Raw genomic sequence first — 16,698 nt, 5'->3', positions numbered from 1 at the left:
GATGTTCGATAAACAGGAATTCGTATCGAAACTCGTCACGGAAGAGAAAGCAAAGATTGTTCTCCTCGTAATGGATGGTCTTGGGGACATTCCCGTGAATGGAAAAACACCTCTTCAGGCTGCGAACACTCCGAATCTGGACAACCTAGCAAAGGAAAGCGATCTTGGACAGACGATACCCGTTCTTCCTGGAATCACCCCGGGAAGCGGACCAGGACATCTTTCGCTCTTTGGATACGATCCCATAAAGTACCAGATTGGAAGAGGAATCCTCGAAGCTCTCGGTATAGGTGTTGAAGTGGGAGAAAAAGACGTCGTTGCAAGGGCAAATTTCGCCACCTGGGATGGAAAAGTGGTCCTCGACAGAAGAGCCGGAAGGCCTGCCACAGAAGAATCCGCCAAGGTGGTTCAGCTGCTCTCGGAAAAGATAAAGAAGATCGAAGACGTTGAGATCACTTTCTATCCTGGAAAAGAACACAGGTTTGTCGTGAAATTCACGGGGGAAGGACTCGGAGATAAAGTGACGGACGCAGATCCTCAAAAAGAAGGACATCCCATGGCTTGGGCTGAAGGTCTGGACGAACCTTCGAAAAAAACGGCAAGGATCGTCAACGAACTGATCAAAAAGATAGCGGAAGTCCTGAAAGACAACTCGAAGATAAACTTCGCCCTCATCAGAGGCTTCTCCAAATACCCGGATCTTCCGAAATTCCCTCAAGTTTACAAGATGAAAGCGGGAGCCATAGCAACTTATCCGATGTACAGGGGACTTGCAAAACTCGTGGGAATGGAAATAATAGAAACGGGCCAGACAGTGGCCGACGAGATAAAAACGCTGAAGGAAAAATGGAACGACTACGACTTCTTCTACGTCCACGTGAAGAAAACCGATTCTTACGGTGAGGATGGAAAATTCGAAGAAAAGGTGAAGGTGATAGAAGAAGTCGATGCAATCATTCCAGAGATTGTCTCTCTGAATCCCGACGTTCTTGTGATCACGGGTGATCATTCCACTCCCGTTCCGCTGAAAGCACACAGCTGGCATCCCGTACCTCTTCTCATCTGGTCCAAATACACAAGAAGAGGTCTCTCTCAGGCTTTCAACGAGTTCGAATGCGCGAGGGGCACACTTGGAACGATCCACGCAAGCGATGTCATGACACTGGCGCTCGCGTACGCCGGAAGGCTGGAAAAATTCGGAGCATGATACTCGTTTTCTTCTCCCTGTGTCTCGGGGCGCTGATCGGCGCCCTTTTTCGTTTTCCGTGGTACATGCTTTTTCTACTGGCAGCTATTTTCTGGAAAAGAAACAAAGATATTTCTGTGGTGATATTTTTCACTCTTCTGAGCGCTTCCCTCTACCAGATTGGAACCCTTCCCGCTGGAAACTACGAACTGGTGGGGTACGCTGAAAAGGGAAGACTGAAACAGGCAAAAGTGTTTCAAGAAGAGTGGAAGAGGATACACCCTGTGAGAATAGAAACCCAAGAAGAGGGATACGTCTACGCAATCGGATACCTCGATGGAAAGGCCTTTCACCCTTCGTACATAAAAAAGGTCGAAAAGCCCTCCTTCAAGACCCTGAAAGAGTCTTTCTCCAGAATGACGAACGGAACAGTTCTTTCCGTGCTCTTTGGGGAGAAAAACGAAGATATTTACAGAAGTGGTTTGGGACACTTCTTTGCGGTTTCAGGACTGCACGTGGGAATAGCTTTCTCACTCTACACAACGCTGTTGTCTTTTCTGACATGGAGAAGAACGTACCAGGAACTTGCCGCGCTTTTGCTACTCGTTCCCTATGTGATCACAGTGGGAACGCCTTCTGTGATCAGGGTTTACCTGACCGTTTTTCTCTGGGTAGTGTTCAGAACTGCCGGTTTCAGGACGACTCCCCTTCATACAACGGCAACGGTGGGATCCTTTATGATGATCGTGGATCCCACCGTTGTTTTCGCTCCCTCTTTCCTGTTGTCCTTCTTCGTCACCCTTTGCATACTGGAGTCGAAAAACATTTTCGAACTGACAATGAGGGCTTATCTGTCGGCTCTACCGTTTCTCTGTCTTTTCTTTGGAGGAACCAATATCTCGGCTCTGCTTTTTTCCATTCCTGTGTCTTTTCTTATGATACCAGTAACGTGGCTCGCTCACCTTTCGTTTCTTCTATTCCTCCTGGGTCTCAAAACATCCGCTTTGATCGCAGCAGAGATAACAAACATCGTCTCGCTTCCTCTGAACTGGTTCATAAAACTGGCGAATCTGTTCCCTGAAGTTCCTCTCCCACAGCATCTTTACTTCATTTTGATCCTTTTTCCTCTTCTTTTTCTTTCGTCTGACATTCGGGACATATTCCGTAAAATTTCAGGTCGTGCCATTTTATAACGTAACCTGTTTTTTCAGAGATGTCTGATATTATCTTATTCACCTGTTCCGAGTTTATCTCCACGATCCTCCCGCATTTCTGGCAAATCACGTGCTGATGCGATTCCCTGTTAGATCGATCGGCCAGCTCGTACCTGTAAAGCCCTTCTCCAAAGTTCAGCTTTCTCAGAAATCCAAGCTCCACAAGAAGTTCCACCGACCTATAAACCGTGGCTTTGCTTATTCGAACGTTCCTGTTCAGAAGTTCCCGGTAAACCTCTTCTACTCCCAGATGCCTTCCTCGAGACTCCAGGAAGATCTTGAGAATCATTTCCCTCTGTGCCGTGATTCTGTATTTTCTCTTCTTCAATTCGTTTCGAAGTTCTTCGTACATCTGAGCACCTCCTTCTGCTTCACAGGTTCATGATCGGTTTTATGTCTATTTTCCATCCTGTGAGCTTTGCAGCGAGTCTCGCGTTCTGCCCTCCTTTTCCTATGGCGAGGGAAAGCTGTGTCGGAGGAACTAGAACGCGTGCGGCCTTGTTCTCTTTGTCGAGTATCTCCACTTCTATGACGGTAGCCGGCGCGAGGGCGTTCGCTATGAGCTGTTTAGGATCGTCCGACCACTTCAGAACGTCGAGTTTTTCACCCTTGAGCTCCTTCAGTATGGCGGCTATCCTTGATCCTCCTTCACCGATGCAGGCACCTATGGGATCCACGTTCGGATCGTTCGATGCAACTGCCACCTTTGTTCGAACACCGGGTTCTCTGGCGATAGCCTTTATTTCCACGATTCCATTCTCCACTTCCGGAATTTCGAGTTTCATCAGGCCAATTACGAACTCCGGTACTCTCCTGCTCACGAGTATCTTCGGCCCCTTGGTTGTTTTAACCACATCGATGATGTAGACCTTCACCAGATCACCGGCTTTGATTTCCTCACCGGGGATCCACTCTTTCTTTGGAAGCCTTGTCTCGAGTTTTCCTATTCTGATATCCGCCCACTCGCTTGTGACTCTTATGACTTCAGCGGTTGTAACCGTTCCTTTGAGCTCGGAATACTTCTCGAACTGTTTTTCCTTCTCGAGTTCTCTGATTCTCTGGATGAGAACCTGCTTTGCTGTCTGCGCGGCTATTCTTCCAAAATTCTTAACGTTTAGCTCCTTCTTCACAATAGACCCAACTTCCGCGAGGGGATCGATCTTTTTCGCCTCCTCGAGAGATATCTGTGTCGCTGGATCTTCCACTTCTTCCACAACCTCGAGGAGTTGATATACCCTTATGTTTCCTGTGTTCCTATCTATAACAACCTCCACGTTCTTGGAATTTCCAAAGTTCTTCCTGTAGGCGCTCACCAGCGCTTTTTCGAGGATAGGGATGACCTCTTCTTTGGAAATTCCTTTTTCTTCCTCCAGCTGATCGAGGGCTTCCAGCAAGCCTATGTTCATAATGCCACCTCCTTAAAATTCCACTTCCAGATTCGCTCTCTTCACATCATCGATGTTTATTTCGTATTTCTTCTTCCCGTCCGAGATCGTGATCGTTCCATCGACAAAAGATTCAATTCTTCCTATGAAGGTCTTTCCATCCTTTGTTACTATTTTTGCGAGCTTTCCAGTGAAACGAACGTAATCTCTCGGACCCCTCAGAGGTCTGTCGAGTCCCGGCGAAGAGACTTCGAGTGTGTAGGAGTGTTCTATGAGGTCCTCACGATCGAGAAATCGTTCCATCTCCCTCGAAAAGAGCTCACAATCTCTTACACTCACATAACCCATGGGATTGTCTATGATGATTCTGAGGATCCATCCTCTGCTCTCACGTCTGTATTGAACATCGAATATTTCCAGCCCTTGCTCTTCTGCTATCCTTTCCGCTTCTTTTCTTACCTTCTCGAGGATCATTTCTTCAAACATGCTCTCACCCACCCCGTATGATGAATGAAAAACCGGGACCTGAAAAGTCCCGGTCTTTCTCTGGCGGAGAGGGTGGGATTTGAACCCACGGGTGGCTTTTGGCCACCACACGCTCTCCAGGCGTGCGCCTTAGACCCCTCGGCCACCTCTCCTCTCCACACCAGAAAAATATTATACACTCAATCGTTTCCTTGTTCAAGTTTTCATTTTTATTTTGAAGTATTTCCATATTCCCACAGCGAAAACAAAAGGTACGAGGTCAGATGAGACTCTCCGATACCGTCAGAAACTGCTTTCTTCTGTAATTGATATTCATAAACACGAAAATAATATGTAGATTTCATCCTTTACAAAACTGAAAATAACGGTGAAAAAACACTTCATATAAATCATTTCAAATAATCCTATAATTATGCTATCAAGAAAAAAGAGGAGGGTTCATCATGAAAGAGAAAGTTGTTCTTGCATACAGCGGTGGTCTCGATACTTCCGTCATTTTGAAGTGGCTCTGCGAAAAGGGCTTCGACGTGATAGCTTACGTTGCAAACGTTGGGCAGAAGGATGATTTCGATGCAATAAAGGAGAAAGCCTTGAAAACAGGCGCTTCAAAAGTCTACGTGGAAGACCTCAGAAGGGAATTCGTCACAGATTACATATTCACCGCACTCCTTGGAAACGCCATGTACGAAGGAAGGTACCTTCTTGGAACCGCTATTGCAAGACCTCTCATAGCCAAAAGACAGGTGGAAATAGCCGAGAAAGAAGGGGCACAGTACGTTGCGCACGGTGCGACCGGGAAAGGAAACGACCAGGTGAGGTTCGAGCTCACCTACGCCGCTTTGAATCCAAATCTCAAAGTTATCTCACCCTGGAAAGACCCCGAATTTCTCGCCAAATTCAAGGGCAGAACAGATCTCATAAACTACGCCATGGAGAAAGGGATTCCAATCAAAGTCTCCAAAAAAAGACCCTACAGCGAAGACGAAAACCTCATGCACATTTCCCACGAAGCGGGCAAACTGGAGGATCCCGCTTACATACCTGATGAAGACGTGTTCACATGGACAGTCTCCCCAAAGGACGCTCCGGATGAAGAAACCTTGCTCGAGATCCATTTCGAAAACGGCATTCCGGTGAAAGTTGTGAACCTCAAAGATGGAACAGAGAAAACAGATCCCCTCGAACTCTTCGAATATCTGAACGAAGTAGGTGCGAAAAACGGGGTGGGAAGACTCGACATGGTTGAAAACAGATTCATAGGTATAAAATCAAGGGGGGTGTACGAAACCCCAGGTGCGACGATCCTGTGGACCGCCCACAGAGATCTCGAAGGAATCACCATGGACAAAGAAGTCATGCACTTGAGAGACATGCTCGCTCCGAAGTTTGCGGAGCTCATATACAACGGTTTCTGGTTTTCTCCAGAAATGGAGTTCCTCCTCGCAGCGTTCAGAAAAGCACAGGAGAACGTGACCGGAAAGGTGACAGTATCCATATACAAAGGAAACGTCATGCCCGTTGCGAGGTATTCACCGTATTCGCTGTACAATCCGGAACTTTCGAGCATGGACGTCGAAGGAGGATTCAATGCCACTGACTCGAAAGGCTTCATCAACATTCACGCCCTGAGGTTGAAGGTCCACCAGCTCGTGAAAAAGGGGTATCAAAAATGAGCGAAAAACTCTGGGAAAAGGGCTACAAAGTCAACGAAGAAGTAGAAAAATTCACCGTCGGAGACGATTACGTAACGGACATGAAGATCATAGAATACGACATAAAGGCCTCCATAGTACACTCCAGGATGCTACACAAAATAGGCCTTCTGAGTGCGGAAGAACAAAAGAAAATAGAAGAAGCGCTCAGTGAACTCCTCAATCTTGTAAAAGAAGGAAAGTTCCAGATAAAACCGGAGGAGGAAGACTGCCACACTGCCATCGAGAACTTCCTCGTGAAAAAGCTTGGAGAGATCGGAAAAAAGATACACACCGCTCGCTCAAGGAACGATCAGGTCTTAACCGCACTGAGACTCATGTACAAGGAAGAATTGAAAGAGATAGAAAACCTCATCAGAGAGCTCCAAAAGAGCCTGGAAAGATTCATAGAAAAGTTCGGTGACGTGAAATTTCCAGGATACACCCACACCAGAAAGGCGATGCCAACTGATTTTGCAACGTGGGCTGGGGCGCTGAAAGACGCCCTCGAAGACGATCTGAAACTTCTAAAAACAACTTACGAAATCGTAGATCAATCTCCTCTGGGGACGGGAGCTGGCTACGGTGTTCCCATCGACATAGACAGAGAGTTCACAGCGAAAGAACTCGGATTCTCGAGGGTCCAGTGGAATCCCATCTACACCCAGAACAGCAGGGGAAAGTTCGAATATCTTATTCTTCACACGCTCTCTCAGATATCTTACGATCTGAACCGGTTCGCCTCCGATATCATATTCTTTTCTCTTCCAGAGATAGGTTATCTCAAACTGCCAAAAGAGCTCTGCACGGGAAGTTCCATCATGCCGCACAAGATAAATCCGGATCCACTGGAACTCGTAAGGGCCTACCACCACGCGATAGTTTCGAAGATGCTGATGGCAGTCACTCTGCCGTCGAATCTCATCTTCGGCTACCACAGAGATTTCCAGCTTCTGAAGAAGCCGATGATAGAGGCTTTCGAAGTTGTTAAGAATATCGTAAGAATAATGAAAATAATTTTTGACCATCTTGAAGTTGATAAAGAAAGATCTGAGTCTAGTATTACTGAGGAAGTACTGGCCACACACAGGGTCTATGAACTGGTGAAGCAGGGAGTACCATTCCGAGACGCTTACAGGATGGTGGCGGAAAAGTACGGGAGGGAAAAAGATTGATCAGAGCTGGAATAATAGGTGCGACAGGTTACACAGGACTGGAGCTCGTCAGACTTTTGAAAAACCACCCCGAAGCGAAGATAACCTATCTGTCCTCGAGAACCTACGCCGGAAAGAAACTTGAAGAAGTCTTTCCTTCAACACTGGAGAACAGTATTCTCAGCGAGTTCGATCCAGAGAAGGTCTCAAAGAACTGCGATGTTCTCTTCACCGCTCTTCCAGCCGGTGCGAGTTACGATCTCGTCAGGGAGCTCAAAGGTGTGAAGATAATAGATCTTGGTGCGGACTTTCGTTTCGACGACCCGGGAGTGTACAGAGAGTGGTACGGAAAAGAGTTGTCGGGATACGAGAACATAAAAAGAGTTTACGGACTTCCAGAACTCCATCGTGAGGAGATAAAGAACGCTCAGGTGGTGGGAAACCCCGGATGTTATCCCACGAGCGTCATCCTCGCTCTCGCTCCCGCACTGAAGCACAACCTTGTGGATCCGGAAACGATACTGGTCGACGCGAAATCTGGAGTTTCCGGAGCGGGAAGAAAAGAAAAGGTGGATTATCTCTTTTCCGAGGTGAACGAAAGTCTCAGACCGTACAACGTGGCAAAACACAGACACGTTCCTGAAATGGAGCAGGAACTCGGGAAGATCTCGGGAAAGAAAGTGAACGTGGTGTTCACGCCTCATCTCGTCCCTATGACTCGGGGAATTCTCTCGACGATATACGTAAAAACAGACAAATCCCTCGAAGAGATACACGAAGCGTACCTCGAATTCTACAGGAATGAACCGTTCGTTCATGTTCTTCCCATGGGAATCTATCCTTCGACGAAGTGGTGCTATGGATCCAACCACGTCTTCATCGGTATGCAGATGGAAGAAAGAACAAACACGCTCATACTGATGAGCGCAATAGACAACCTCGTGAAGGGGGCGTCGGGACAGGCAGTTCAGAACATGAATATCATGTTCGGTCTGGACGAGACGAAAGGGCTCGAATTCACTCCAATATATCCGTGAAAGGGGTTGGAAAAGAGTGTTCACTCCCAGTGGCTTCAAGTTCGCAGGAGTACACTGCAAGATAAAGAGAAAAAGAAAAGACCTTGGGATCATCTTCTCCGAGGTGCCGTGCGTTGCCGCGGGGGTCTTCACCACCAACGTTGTCAAAGCAGCACCGGTGATTTACGACATGGAGATCCTGAAGAAGAACTCAAACGGTATCAGAGCGGTCGTTGTGAACAGCGGTGTGGCCAACGCATGTACCGGTGAACAGGGAATGATCAATGCAAGGAGGATGGCAGAAAAAACGGCTGAAGAGCTCGGTGTTCCCGTTGAAAGCGTCCTCGTCTCTTCCACAGGGGTAATAGGGGTTCAGCTTCCCATGGACAAGGTGGAAAACGGTATAGAAGAAGCGGTGAAGGTGCTTTCAGACGATCCTCTTCCGTTTGCCGAGGCAATCATGACAACCGACACAAAGGTGAAGATGCACAGCACCAAGGTGACGATCGACGGAAAAGAAATCACCGTTCTGGGAATTGCCAAAGGATCCGGCATGATTCATCCCAACATGGCAACCATGCTTTCGTTTATAACGACAGACGCAAAAATTTCCGAAGAAGCCTTGAAAAAACTCCTGAAACTCTCAGTCGATGATTCCTACAACATGATAGACGTCGATGGAGACACGAGCACGAACGACATGGTGATTGTTCTCGCGAATGGTCTTGCGGGCAACACAACGATTCAGCCTGAAACGGATGGTTTCTGGAAGCTCTACGAAGCCGTTCACGAGGTGAATCAGGTTCTCGCGGAGAAGATAGTGGAAGACGGCGAAGGAGCAACGAAAGTCATGGAAGTTCATGTTGTCAACGCCCCAGATATAAAATCAGCGAGACTGATCGCAAGATCGATCGTTTCCTCAAACCTTGTGAAGACAGCCATATATGGGGAGGATGCGAATTGGGGAAGGATCATCGCCGCGGCGGGGTACTCCGGTGCAACTTTCGATCCCGACAAACTCGACCTGTTCTTTGAAAGCGAGGCAGGAAGGATAAAGGTGGCGGAAAACGGGCAGGGAGTACCTTTCGACGAGGAAGAAGCGAAGAAGATTCTCAGCGAAAAGAAGATAAGAATAATCCTCGACATGAAACAGGGAAAAGAGACCGCAAAAGCGTGGGGATGTGATCTCACAGAGAAGTACGTTGAGATAAACGGGAGGTACAGAACATGAGGATCGACACGGTCAACGTTCTCCTCGAAGCTCTTCCATACATAAAGGAATTCTACGGAAAGACCTTCGTCATAAAGTTCGGCGGCAGTGCGATGAAGCAGGAGAACGCAAAGAAAGCCTTCATCCAGGATATAATTCTCCTGAAGTACACTGGAATAAAACCGATCATCGTTCACGGTGGAGGGCCTGCCATCTCCCAGATGATGAAGGACCTCGGTATAGAACCTGTTTTCAAGAACGGGCACAGGGTGACCGACGAGAAAACCATGGAGATCGTTGAGATGGTCCTCGTTGGAAAGATCAACAAAGAAATCGTGATGAACCTGAATCTGCACGGTGGACGGGCCGTTGGAATCTGTGGAAAAGATTCAAAACTCATAGTGGCAGAAAAGGAGACGAAACACGGAGACATAGGTTACGTTGGAAAAGTGAAGAAGGTCAATCCAGAAATTCTTCATGCACTGATAGAAAACGATTACATCCCGGTGATCGCCCCCGTGGGAATAGGAGAAGACGGTCACTCCTACAACATAAACGCCGATACCGCAGCTGCAGAGATAGCGAAAAGCCTGATGGCAGAAAAGCTCATCCTCCTCACGGACGTGGACGGTGTTCTGAAGGGTGATAAACTCATCTCCACTTTGACACCGGACGAGGCAGAGGAACTGATCAGAGACGGTACAGTGACGGGGGGGATGATTCCAAAGGTTGAATGCGCCGTGTCTGCAGTGAGGGGGGGAGTGGGAGCCGTTCACATCATAAACGGGGGATTGGAACACGCGATCCTGCTGGAGATATTCAGCAGGAAGGGTATCGGAACCATGATAAAAGAACTGGAGGGGTAAAGATGTATCTGATGAACACTTACAGCAGGTTTCCAGCAACGTTTGTCTATGGCAAAGGCTCCTGGATCTATGACGAAAAAGGAAACGCATATCTCGATTTCACCTCAGGAATAGCGGTGAACGTCCTCGGACATTCTCATCCCCGACTGGTGGAGGCCATAAAGGATCAGGCAGAGAAGCTCATTCACTGTTCAAATCTTTTCTGGAACCGTCCGCAGATGGAACTGGCAGAACTTCTGTCGAAGAACACGTTCGGTGGCAAGGTTTTCTTCGCGAACACAGGAACCGAAGCAAACGAAGCCGCCATAAAGATAGCGAGAAAATACGGAAAGAAAAAGAGCGAAAAAAAATACAAAATCCTCTCCGCCCACAACTCTTTCCACGGAAGAACTCTGGGCTCCCTCACAGCGACGGGACAGCCGAAATATCAGAAACCTTTCGAACCACTCGTTCCCGGCTTTGAATACTTCGAGTTCAACAACATAGAAGATCTGAGAAAAAAGATGTCAGAAGACGTGTGTGCTGTGTTCCTCGAACCGATTCAGGGAGAAAGCGGAATAGTACCAGCCACCAAAGAATTCCTTGAAGGGGCTAGAAAACTCTGCGACGAGTACGATGCACTTCTTGTGTTCGACGAGGTTCAGTGTGGAATGGGAAGGACAGGAAAACTCTTCGCGTATCAAAAGTACGGAGTCGTTCCAGACGTTCTCACAACCGCCAAGGGACTCGGTGGGGGAGTCCCCATCGGAGCTGTCATCGTGAACGAAAGGGCGGATGTTCTGGAGCCGGGAGATCACGGCACCACGTTCGGAGGAAACCCGCTCGCCTGTAGGGCCGGGGTGACCGTGATCAAAGAGTTGACGAAGGAAGGCTTCCTCGAAGAAGTGGAAGAGAAAGGAAACTACCTCATGAAAAAGCTCCAGGAAATGAAAGAAGAATTCGACTTGGTAGCCGACGTGAGGGGAATGGGGCTTATGATAGGGATTCAGTTTAGAGAGGAAGTGAACAACAGAGAGATCGCCACGAAATGCTTTGAAAATAAACTGCTCGTCGTTCCGGCAGGCAACAACACAATCAGACTTTTACCACCGCTCACGGTAGAGTACGGAGAGATAGACCTGGCGGTTGAGACACTCAAAAAAGTCCTGAGAGAAATTTGAAAGGGAGGCAAAGCCTCCCTCATTTTTTCTTCTTTTTTTTGCTTTCTTCCTCTTCTTTTTCCATTTCCATCACTTCTCCTTCTTCACCCAGCTGTTCGAGCTCTCCGCCGCATTTTTCGCAGTATTTGTTCAGCTGATATTCAATGGACGTTGCGGAGTAGTAGATTGCTCCACATTTTTTGCATCTGTATATGTAAGGCATGAAAACACCCCCTCGTGAATATTACCGCGTCTTATGAGACTTCGCTTCGCTCCTGTGATATATTCTAATACTTTATTTGGACAGTTTCAAGTTTTTAGAATGAATAATACAAGTCCTACCACTGCAACTATAAAACCGATGATTTCAAAAAATGTTACAGTTTCACCCAAAAGAAGAAAAGACCACAGAATAGAAAGAACCGGCTCTCCAACCAGAACAACACCCACTACGCTTGAAGGTAAATATTTGAGCGAGAGATTGATGAAAAGATACCCCAGAAACGAACATCCCACCCCCAGACCGATGAGAATGAACCACTCCCTCGCTTCAACGACCCTGAACGATGGCACAAGAAAAGCCAGAACAGTCGAAGCTAAGGCGTGTGTTTTCAGGCTGAAGTTCATACTTCCCATGGCCCTGTTCAGGTATCTTCCAAGAACAAGGTATCCACAAAAGAACACCACACCGATAACTGCGAGCAAATCACCCCTCGAAATACCTGAAAAACCCTCTTTTCCAGCAAGAGCCAGTACCACCCCCGCAACGACCGTGCTTCCCGTGACGATTCTGAAAGGGCCGAGCCTTTCACCGTAGACCAGCCACGAGAGCAATCCCGTTAAAACAGGCTGAAGCGTCAAAGGTATAACGGCTCCGGCAACGGTGGTGTGGTTGAAGGCAGAAACCCAGAAGAAAAAGTGCATCGCAAGGAAAAAGCCAGCAGCCAAAGAGAGAACTTCCTTTTTCAAAGAAAAAAGCTCAACTCTTCTCTTCACCAGAAAGAAAAACAGTGAAGCGATGAAAACCCTGTAGAAAGCGATGGTCGCAGGTGGAAGAGAAGAGAGTTTTATGAGTATCCCCGAAAAGGACGCCGCTAAAACACTGAGTAAAAGATAGAAAACGGGTTTCAAGTGCTTCACATCCCCCGAAAACGTTGTTGAGCTGTTTATCATTTTACAATACCAGGTCAAAAGCAAGTGTTCGAATACTCTTGGGGATGCCAGCCACATAGAATGATAAGTATTTTCCTCAAAATTTCATGAAACCGTTTCATCAACGACTTGACTTTGAATCACGGGAGGATATAACATATGAACAGATGATCATATGTTTATTTACTTGCTCAGAGGTGATGACCGTGGTTGACAGCTTTAGTATGGAAAACGAATTCGATCTGGAAAAATTCGCTTGCAAGCAGTGGATAGAAGCAAACGATGAGATGATAGAGCATTTATCGGAGTTTTTCTCGATGTTTTCAAATCCAACAAGACTCAGAATACTGCTCCTCCTCTCGAAAAAAGAGATGTGCGTTGGAAAGATAGCCGAGATCCTGAGGATGGATCAATCGGCAGTGTCAGCTTAGCTCAAAGTTCTGCGACATCTGAGCCTCGTAAAAGCCAAACGTCACGGTAGATACATGCGATACAAACTGAACAACAAACACGTCAAAAATGTGCTCAGGGAAGGTTTTAAGTACGTTTTAAAAATTTCCCAATGAGAGGAGGGATTGGTATGTCTTGGAGAGGTTGGCTTGTCCTCATCTTCTCGCTCTGGTTGATCGTTGCTTCCCTCATTCCTGGAATCGTCGGCAGCAAAGGAGCGAACATTGCGGATTTTCTGATCGTCGGTGTTGTTCTTCTGATAGCGGGTATTTTCATGCTTGGAACCTCAAAAGTTGCTGGCTGGATTGAGCTCTTGCTGGGAATCTGGTTGATCATAGCCGCTTTCATTCCGGGTATAACCGGTTCCAAAGGAGCAGCGCTTGCGAACGGCCTGGTAGTTGGTATAATCGCTCTGATCTTTGCTTTCTTCGACAGAAAGAAACAGTAAAGAGATAACGGGGGCCTCGTGGCCCCCTTGATTTTTGGATGAACACTGGAAGTTATTAAATCGTACTGGTAAACCGGTTGCTATACTGAACAAATGAACTACGAGTGTGATTCTGGGATCAAAAAGATAGAAGACAGTAATTCACATGAAGCATTATCCCGTAACGATTTATTTACATCCTCGACCACTTGAACTATTCCGTATTTTATAGTATATTTCTTTCTGGTGCACACCTCATGCCCCCATCGTCTAGCGGCCTAGGACACTGGCCTTTCAAGCCAGAGGCAGGGGTTCGAATCCCCTTGGGGGCGCCATGATTGAAGGGATGTCGAAGAGACATCCCTTTTCTTTTTTTGATTTACCCCATGCATTTTTGAAATTGAACACCGGAAAAATCCGATAGTAAACGTATTCCAATGCCTTTTTCAGGGCTATATTTATGGGATATCTTTCTTGCGCGAGGAAGAAGTCTATGGCGAGCAGTTTTGAGTATACTTCACTGCAGTTTGGAAGGCTTTCAATAAGACTGGAAAGCACAGGTTTCAGATATTTGCATCCCCACACTTCTGGTTTTTCCTTTCTAAGAACATAACTTCCCGAGAAGAGGCGACACACCAGCGGTCTGAAAGAGTGATACGAACAACCACCACGTTCAGAGTGTGGATCGAAGAGTACACATCGATCCAGTTCATCAACGTTCTCAAGTATTTCTAGCCACTTCTCTATTGAATCGTTTTGCAAGAGATGAATTGCGAGGGGAATAAACTCGAGAACGGTGGCTTCAATATTAACAGAGGGAGTATTACAACACTCCCTACATCCACCACAGATGGGAAGATCTTTCTGAATACCATCCAGTTCCTCGTAAAGTTTTATAACCTGGGAAGAAAGTTCTATCAGCCTTTCCACAAAGGATATTTATAACTCGCCGAAGTTAAAAAACAGATAAGAATTCTGAAAAAAGAAGGAATAAAAATTGAAAAATCATGAACGCAGGAGATATAGTGCTCTCATTCCCTTTGCTTTGTACATCCTCATATCCGCTACTTTCAAAAGTTCTTCAAGATTTTCCCCGTCTTCGGGAAATCCGGCAACACCTATGTTCGATGCAACAGTTAAAACTGTGTTTCTCACTCTGACGGGTTCTCTGAAGGCGGAAAGAATTCTTTCCAGGAAAGATTTCAGATACTCTTCTTTCATATCGTAGAGGAGAATGGTAAACTCATCGCCACCGTATCGGGCCACCACATCGCTTCTTCTTACCCTGTCCAGAATCCTTTTTGAAACTGTCCTCAATATCTCATCACCTACCAAGTGGCCGTATGTGTCATTTATCGCCTTAAACCCAGCAAGATCCATAAAAAGAACGAATACCTTCTTTCCCTCACGCTTTGCTAAATCCAGATATCTTTTTCCTAACTCAAAGAGATAGCGTCTGTTTGGAAGCCCTGTTAACGGATCGTGATAGGCCATGTATTCCAGTTCTTTTATACCAAACGAAAGATCTTCCCTTTCAAAGGTCGTCAGCAGAGTCTGAATCAAAAGAAGAGCATCTTTGCTCAAAGGCCTTTTTAGATATAGGATCAAAGACCTTCTATACTTACTGTCTTTCAATACTGAGATAATTGCAGATGTGCTACTACATACATTGATAAGATGAGTCAGTTCCTCTGAAGTAAAGAAAAACCCCTCTTTGAAAAAGGGAGGGACTTTCCCCTCGGAAACTCTCACAGAGAGCTTTCCATTCTCACTGTCGCTTTCCAGAAGAACAAAACCAATTACAGGTTGTAAAGAATAAAACACTTTTTTCAAAAATTCAAAATGACCGTTATTCACAGTTGTCACCTTCTGAGATTCAACTTTTTATTGTCTGAATTTTATCACAGTATTCTTTCAAAAATGACAGAAAAATAGCCTCGCAAGCCCTTCCGCTTCAGTGGGACTGGTGAGAGGCTTGTTGGTCATGTTCGTGTTATGATTGGGTGTTGTCGCTATCGATCCAACCGGATCATGTGCATCTTTTTGTTTCTGCGCCTCCTCGGTTAGCTCCGGCACAAATAGTCAACCTGTTCAAAGGGGTGTCTTCAAAAAAGCTTCTCGAAAAATTCCCGCACCTGAGAACAAGAGAAGAATTGTGGAGCAGAACATACTATGTGGGCTCAGCGGGCACCGTTTCAGAAGAAACCATCAGGAGGCACATTGAAGAGTGTCAAGATATGTGAGAACCTACAAAGTCCCTGTGCCAGTGGAATTGTATCCTTTGTGTTCTGAACTGAACAGGATCGCCGCTCGGATCTACAACAAAACCATGTCGCTGGTCAAAAAGATCAAAAACAAGAGAGGAAAAATTTTCTGCCGTTCATTTGGAAAGATCAAGCCATCAAGCTTTTGCCGGATGGGAAAGTCAAGCTCTCGATGGGACGCAATCGAGAGCCATTTATAATCCCCACAACGTTGCCAGCCGGTACAACAATCAGGCAAGCCAAGTTGGTTTACGAAGCCGGTCGGTATTATCTTCACCTTGCGATAGAGGTGAAGAGCGAGCACAAGAGAGGCCAGAGCCAGAAAGTTATGTCCGTAGACGTCGGAATACTCCGCCCGATAATCTGTTTCGATGGTTCTGAGGTGATTTCATATCACGGTGGTGTTCTCAACAGCATACTCAGATACCGAAACAAAAGACTAGCAGATATCCAGGGGGCTTTGAGTCGATGCCAAAAGGGCTCACGAAGGTATAAAAAACTGTCGAGAGCCAAAAGAAGGGTGCTGTACAAGACGAGAAACCAAATCAACGACGTGCTCCACAAAATCACGAGCCACTTCATCGGTTTATGCGTGCAAAAGAACATAAGCACCATTGTCGTCGGAGACATTACGAACATAAGAGAACGCACAAACGGCAACGATAATTTCAATCAAAAACTGCACCAATGGGCCTTCAGAAAGCTCATGAGCCAGATAGAATACAAAGCGCAAATATTCGGCATCGAGGTTGTGCGCATTTCTGAAGCGCATACAAGCAAAACGTGTCCTGTATGCGGCACTCAAAACAGGCCGTCTGGACGAAATTACGAGTGCACCAGCTGCAGTTTTGAGTATCACAGGGACGGAGTGGGAGCAATCAACATTTGGAAAAGGTATCTTGGGACTCTGTTCCAAGTAGTAGCGGGCTTGGCACCCGCCAGAGGTGTGAGGTTTAACCCACACCTCTGTGGTCATGGAGCGATTAGCGCTCCATGGAAGGCAGCCTAAGAGCTGCCAAGAATCCCATCCCCTTTAGGGGATCGGGAGTGTCAACAAA

Annotated in this window: 18 protein-coding genes, 2 tRNA genes and 1 pseudogene; 13 read left to right on the top strand and 8 right to left on the bottom strand. The window is 46.6% G+C overall.

Going from position 1 to position 16,698, the window contains the following annotated elements; all coding sequences use genetic code 11:
- Position 1: 1 nt before the first annotated feature.
- Together TRQ2_RS05400 and TRQ2_RS05395 are read left to right on the top strand one after the other, a co-directional pair.
- A complete protein-coding gene (locus TRQ2_RS05400) occupies positions 2 to 1,207 on the top strand; it encodes a 2,3-bisphosphoglycerate-independent phosphoglycerate mutase (protein WP_012310909.1) in 1,206 nt (401 codons plus the stop codon).
- Positions 1,204 to 2,379, top strand: a complete 1,176-nt coding sequence (locus TRQ2_RS05395; RefSeq protein ID WP_012310908.1) for a ComEC/Rec2 family competence protein — start codon at positions 1,204 to 1,206, stop codon at positions 2,377 to 2,379. Before TRQ2_RS05400 ends, TRQ2_RS05395 begins: the two co-directional genes overlap by 4 nt.
- Here the strand turns inward: TRQ2_RS05395 and TRQ2_RS05390 are convergent.
- From TRQ2_RS05390 to TRQ2_RS05375, 4 genes are all read right to left on the bottom strand, one after another.
- Complete coding sequence (locus TRQ2_RS05390; RefSeq protein WP_012310907.1) at positions 2,294 to 2,752, bottom strand: Fur family transcriptional regulator; 459 nt, start codon at positions 2,750 to 2,752, stop codon at positions 2,294 to 2,296. The genes TRQ2_RS05395 and TRQ2_RS05390 overlap by 86 nt on opposite strands.
- Positions 2,753 to 2,771: 19 nt before the next feature.
- Entirely contained in the window at positions 2,772 to 3,806 is a 1,035-nt protein-coding gene (nusA, locus tag TRQ2_RS05385) for a transcription termination factor NusA (RefSeq protein WP_012310906.1), read from the bottom strand.
- Positions 3,807 to 3,818: 12 nt separating this feature from the next.
- The gene (gene rimP / locus TRQ2_RS05380) at positions 3,819 to 4,271 is read right to left on the bottom strand and encodes a ribosome maturation factor RimP (protein ID WP_012310905.1); all 453 of its coding nucleotides are present in this window, start codon (positions 4,269 to 4,271) and stop codon (positions 3,819 to 3,821) included.
- Positions 4,272 to 4,332: 61 nt separating this feature from the next.
- Positions 4,333 to 4,423: transfer RNA gene (locus tag TRQ2_RS05375), tRNA-Ser, on the bottom strand.
- A gap of 291 nt (positions 4,424 to 4,714) precedes the next feature.
- Between TRQ2_RS05375 and TRQ2_RS05365 the strand changes: the two genes are divergently transcribed.
- From TRQ2_RS05365 to TRQ2_RS05340, 6 genes are read left to right on the top strand one after another with little or no spacing between them, the layout of a single operon-like run.
- A complete protein-coding gene (locus TRQ2_RS05365) occupies positions 4,715 to 5,944 on the top strand; it encodes an argininosuccinate synthase (protein WP_012310904.1) in 1,230 nt (409 codons plus the stop codon).
- On the top strand, positions 5,941 to 7,137 hold the full coding sequence (gene argH, locus TRQ2_RS05360; RefSeq protein ID WP_012310903.1) for an argininosuccinate lyase: 1,197 nt from the start codon (positions 5,941 to 5,943) through the stop codon (positions 7,135 to 7,137). The genes TRQ2_RS05365 and argH overlap by 4 nt, the downstream gene beginning before the upstream one ends.
- Entirely contained in the window at positions 7,134 to 8,153 is a 1,020-nt protein-coding gene (gene argC, locus TRQ2_RS05355; RefSeq protein ID WP_012310902.1) for an N-acetyl-gamma-glutamyl-phosphate reductase, read from the top strand. The genes argH and argC overlap by 4 nt, the downstream gene beginning before the upstream one ends.
- A 16-nt stretch (positions 8,154 to 8,169) precedes the next feature.
- Complete coding sequence (argJ, locus tag TRQ2_RS05350; protein ID WP_012310901.1) at positions 8,170 to 9,363, top strand: bifunctional glutamate N-acetyltransferase/amino-acid acetyltransferase ArgJ; 1,194 nt, start codon at positions 8,170 to 8,172, stop codon at positions 9,361 to 9,363.
- On the top strand, positions 9,360 to 10,208 hold the full coding sequence (argB, locus tag TRQ2_RS05345) for an acetylglutamate kinase (RefSeq protein WP_012310900.1): 849 nt from the start codon (positions 9,360 to 9,362) through the stop codon (positions 10,206 to 10,208). The genes argJ and argB overlap by 4 nt, the downstream gene beginning before the upstream one ends.
- 2 nt (positions 10,209 to 10,210) lie before the next feature.
- The gene (locus tag TRQ2_RS05340) at positions 10,211 to 11,368 is read left to right on the top strand and encodes an acetylornithine transaminase (RefSeq protein WP_012310899.1); all 1,158 of its coding nucleotides are present in this window, start codon (positions 10,211 to 10,213) and stop codon (positions 11,366 to 11,368) included.
- 19 nt (positions 11,369 to 11,387) lie between these two features.
- Here TRQ2_RS05340 and TRQ2_RS05335 read toward each other — a convergent pair whose 3' ends face one another.
- Together TRQ2_RS05335 and TRQ2_RS05330 are read right to left on the bottom strand one after the other, a co-directional pair.
- A complete protein-coding gene (locus TRQ2_RS05335) occupies positions 11,388 to 11,570 on the bottom strand; it encodes a hypothetical protein (RefSeq protein WP_011943618.1) in 183 nt (60 codons plus the stop codon).
- A gap of 86 nt (positions 11,571 to 11,656) precedes the next feature.
- Positions 11,657 to 12,487: a DMT family transporter gene (locus tag TRQ2_RS05330; RefSeq protein WP_235231203.1), complete on the bottom strand. Its 831-nt coding sequence runs from the start codon at positions 12,485 to 12,487 to the stop codon at positions 11,657 to 11,659.
- Between the two features lie 218 nt (positions 12,488 to 12,705).
- Between TRQ2_RS05330 and TRQ2_RS09570 the strand changes: the two genes are divergently transcribed.
- From TRQ2_RS09570 to TRQ2_RS05315, 3 genes are all read left to right on the top strand, one after another.
- Entirely contained in the window at positions 12,706 to 12,930 is a 225-nt protein-coding gene (locus TRQ2_RS09570) for a metalloregulator ArsR/SmtB family transcription factor (RefSeq protein ID WP_049749666.1), read from the top strand.
- A 149-nt stretch (positions 12,931 to 13,079) separates the two neighbouring features.
- Positions 13,080 to 13,397 (top strand): SPW repeat protein, encoded by a 318-nt coding sequence (locus TRQ2_RS05320; RefSeq protein WP_012310897.1) that lies wholly within the window; start codon positions 13,080 to 13,082, stop codon positions 13,395 to 13,397.
- Positions 13,398 to 13,635: 238 nt separating this feature from the next.
- Positions 13,636 to 13,711, top strand: a tRNA-Glu gene (locus TRQ2_RS05315).
- Here TRQ2_RS05315 and TRQ2_RS09640 read toward each other — a convergent pair.
- Both TRQ2_RS09640 and TRQ2_RS05310 read right to left on the bottom strand, forming a co-directional pair.
- Complete coding sequence (locus tag TRQ2_RS09640) at positions 13,671 to 14,306, bottom strand: YkgJ family cysteine cluster protein (RefSeq protein ID WP_012310896.1); 636 nt, start codon at positions 14,304 to 14,306, stop codon at positions 13,671 to 13,673. The two genes, TRQ2_RS05315 and TRQ2_RS09640, sit on opposite strands and share 41 nt — an antisense overlap.
- A gap of 75 nt (positions 14,307 to 14,381) precedes the next feature.
- Positions 14,382 to 14,984, bottom strand: coding sequence for a GGDEF domain-containing protein (locus tag TRQ2_RS05310; RefSeq protein ID WP_235231202.1), 603 nt, complete (start codon positions 14,982 to 14,984; stop codon positions 14,382 to 14,384).
- Between the two features lie 395 nt (positions 14,985 to 15,379).
- Between TRQ2_RS05310 and tnpA the strand changes: the two genes are divergently transcribed.
- Positions 15,380 to 15,619 (top strand): IS200/IS605 family transposase, encoded by a 240-nt coding sequence (tnpA, locus tag TRQ2_RS05305; protein ID WP_369700798.1) that lies wholly within the window; start codon positions 15,380 to 15,382, stop codon positions 15,617 to 15,619.
- A pseudogene (locus TRQ2_RS05300) lies at positions 15,604 to 16,649 on the top strand (RNA-guided endonuclease InsQ/TnpB family protein). Before tnpA ends, TRQ2_RS05300 begins: the two are co-directional and overlap by 16 nt.
- The last annotated feature ends 49 nt before the right edge of the window (positions 16,650 to 16,698 follow it).

This window comes from Thermotoga sp. RQ2, assembly GCF_000019625.1.
GTDB lineage: Bacteria > Thermotogota > Thermotogae > Thermotogales > Thermotogaceae > Thermotoga > Thermotoga maritima.
Note: the sequence above shows the minus strand (reverse complement) of the source record. Positions and strands in the feature narration are given on the sequence as shown.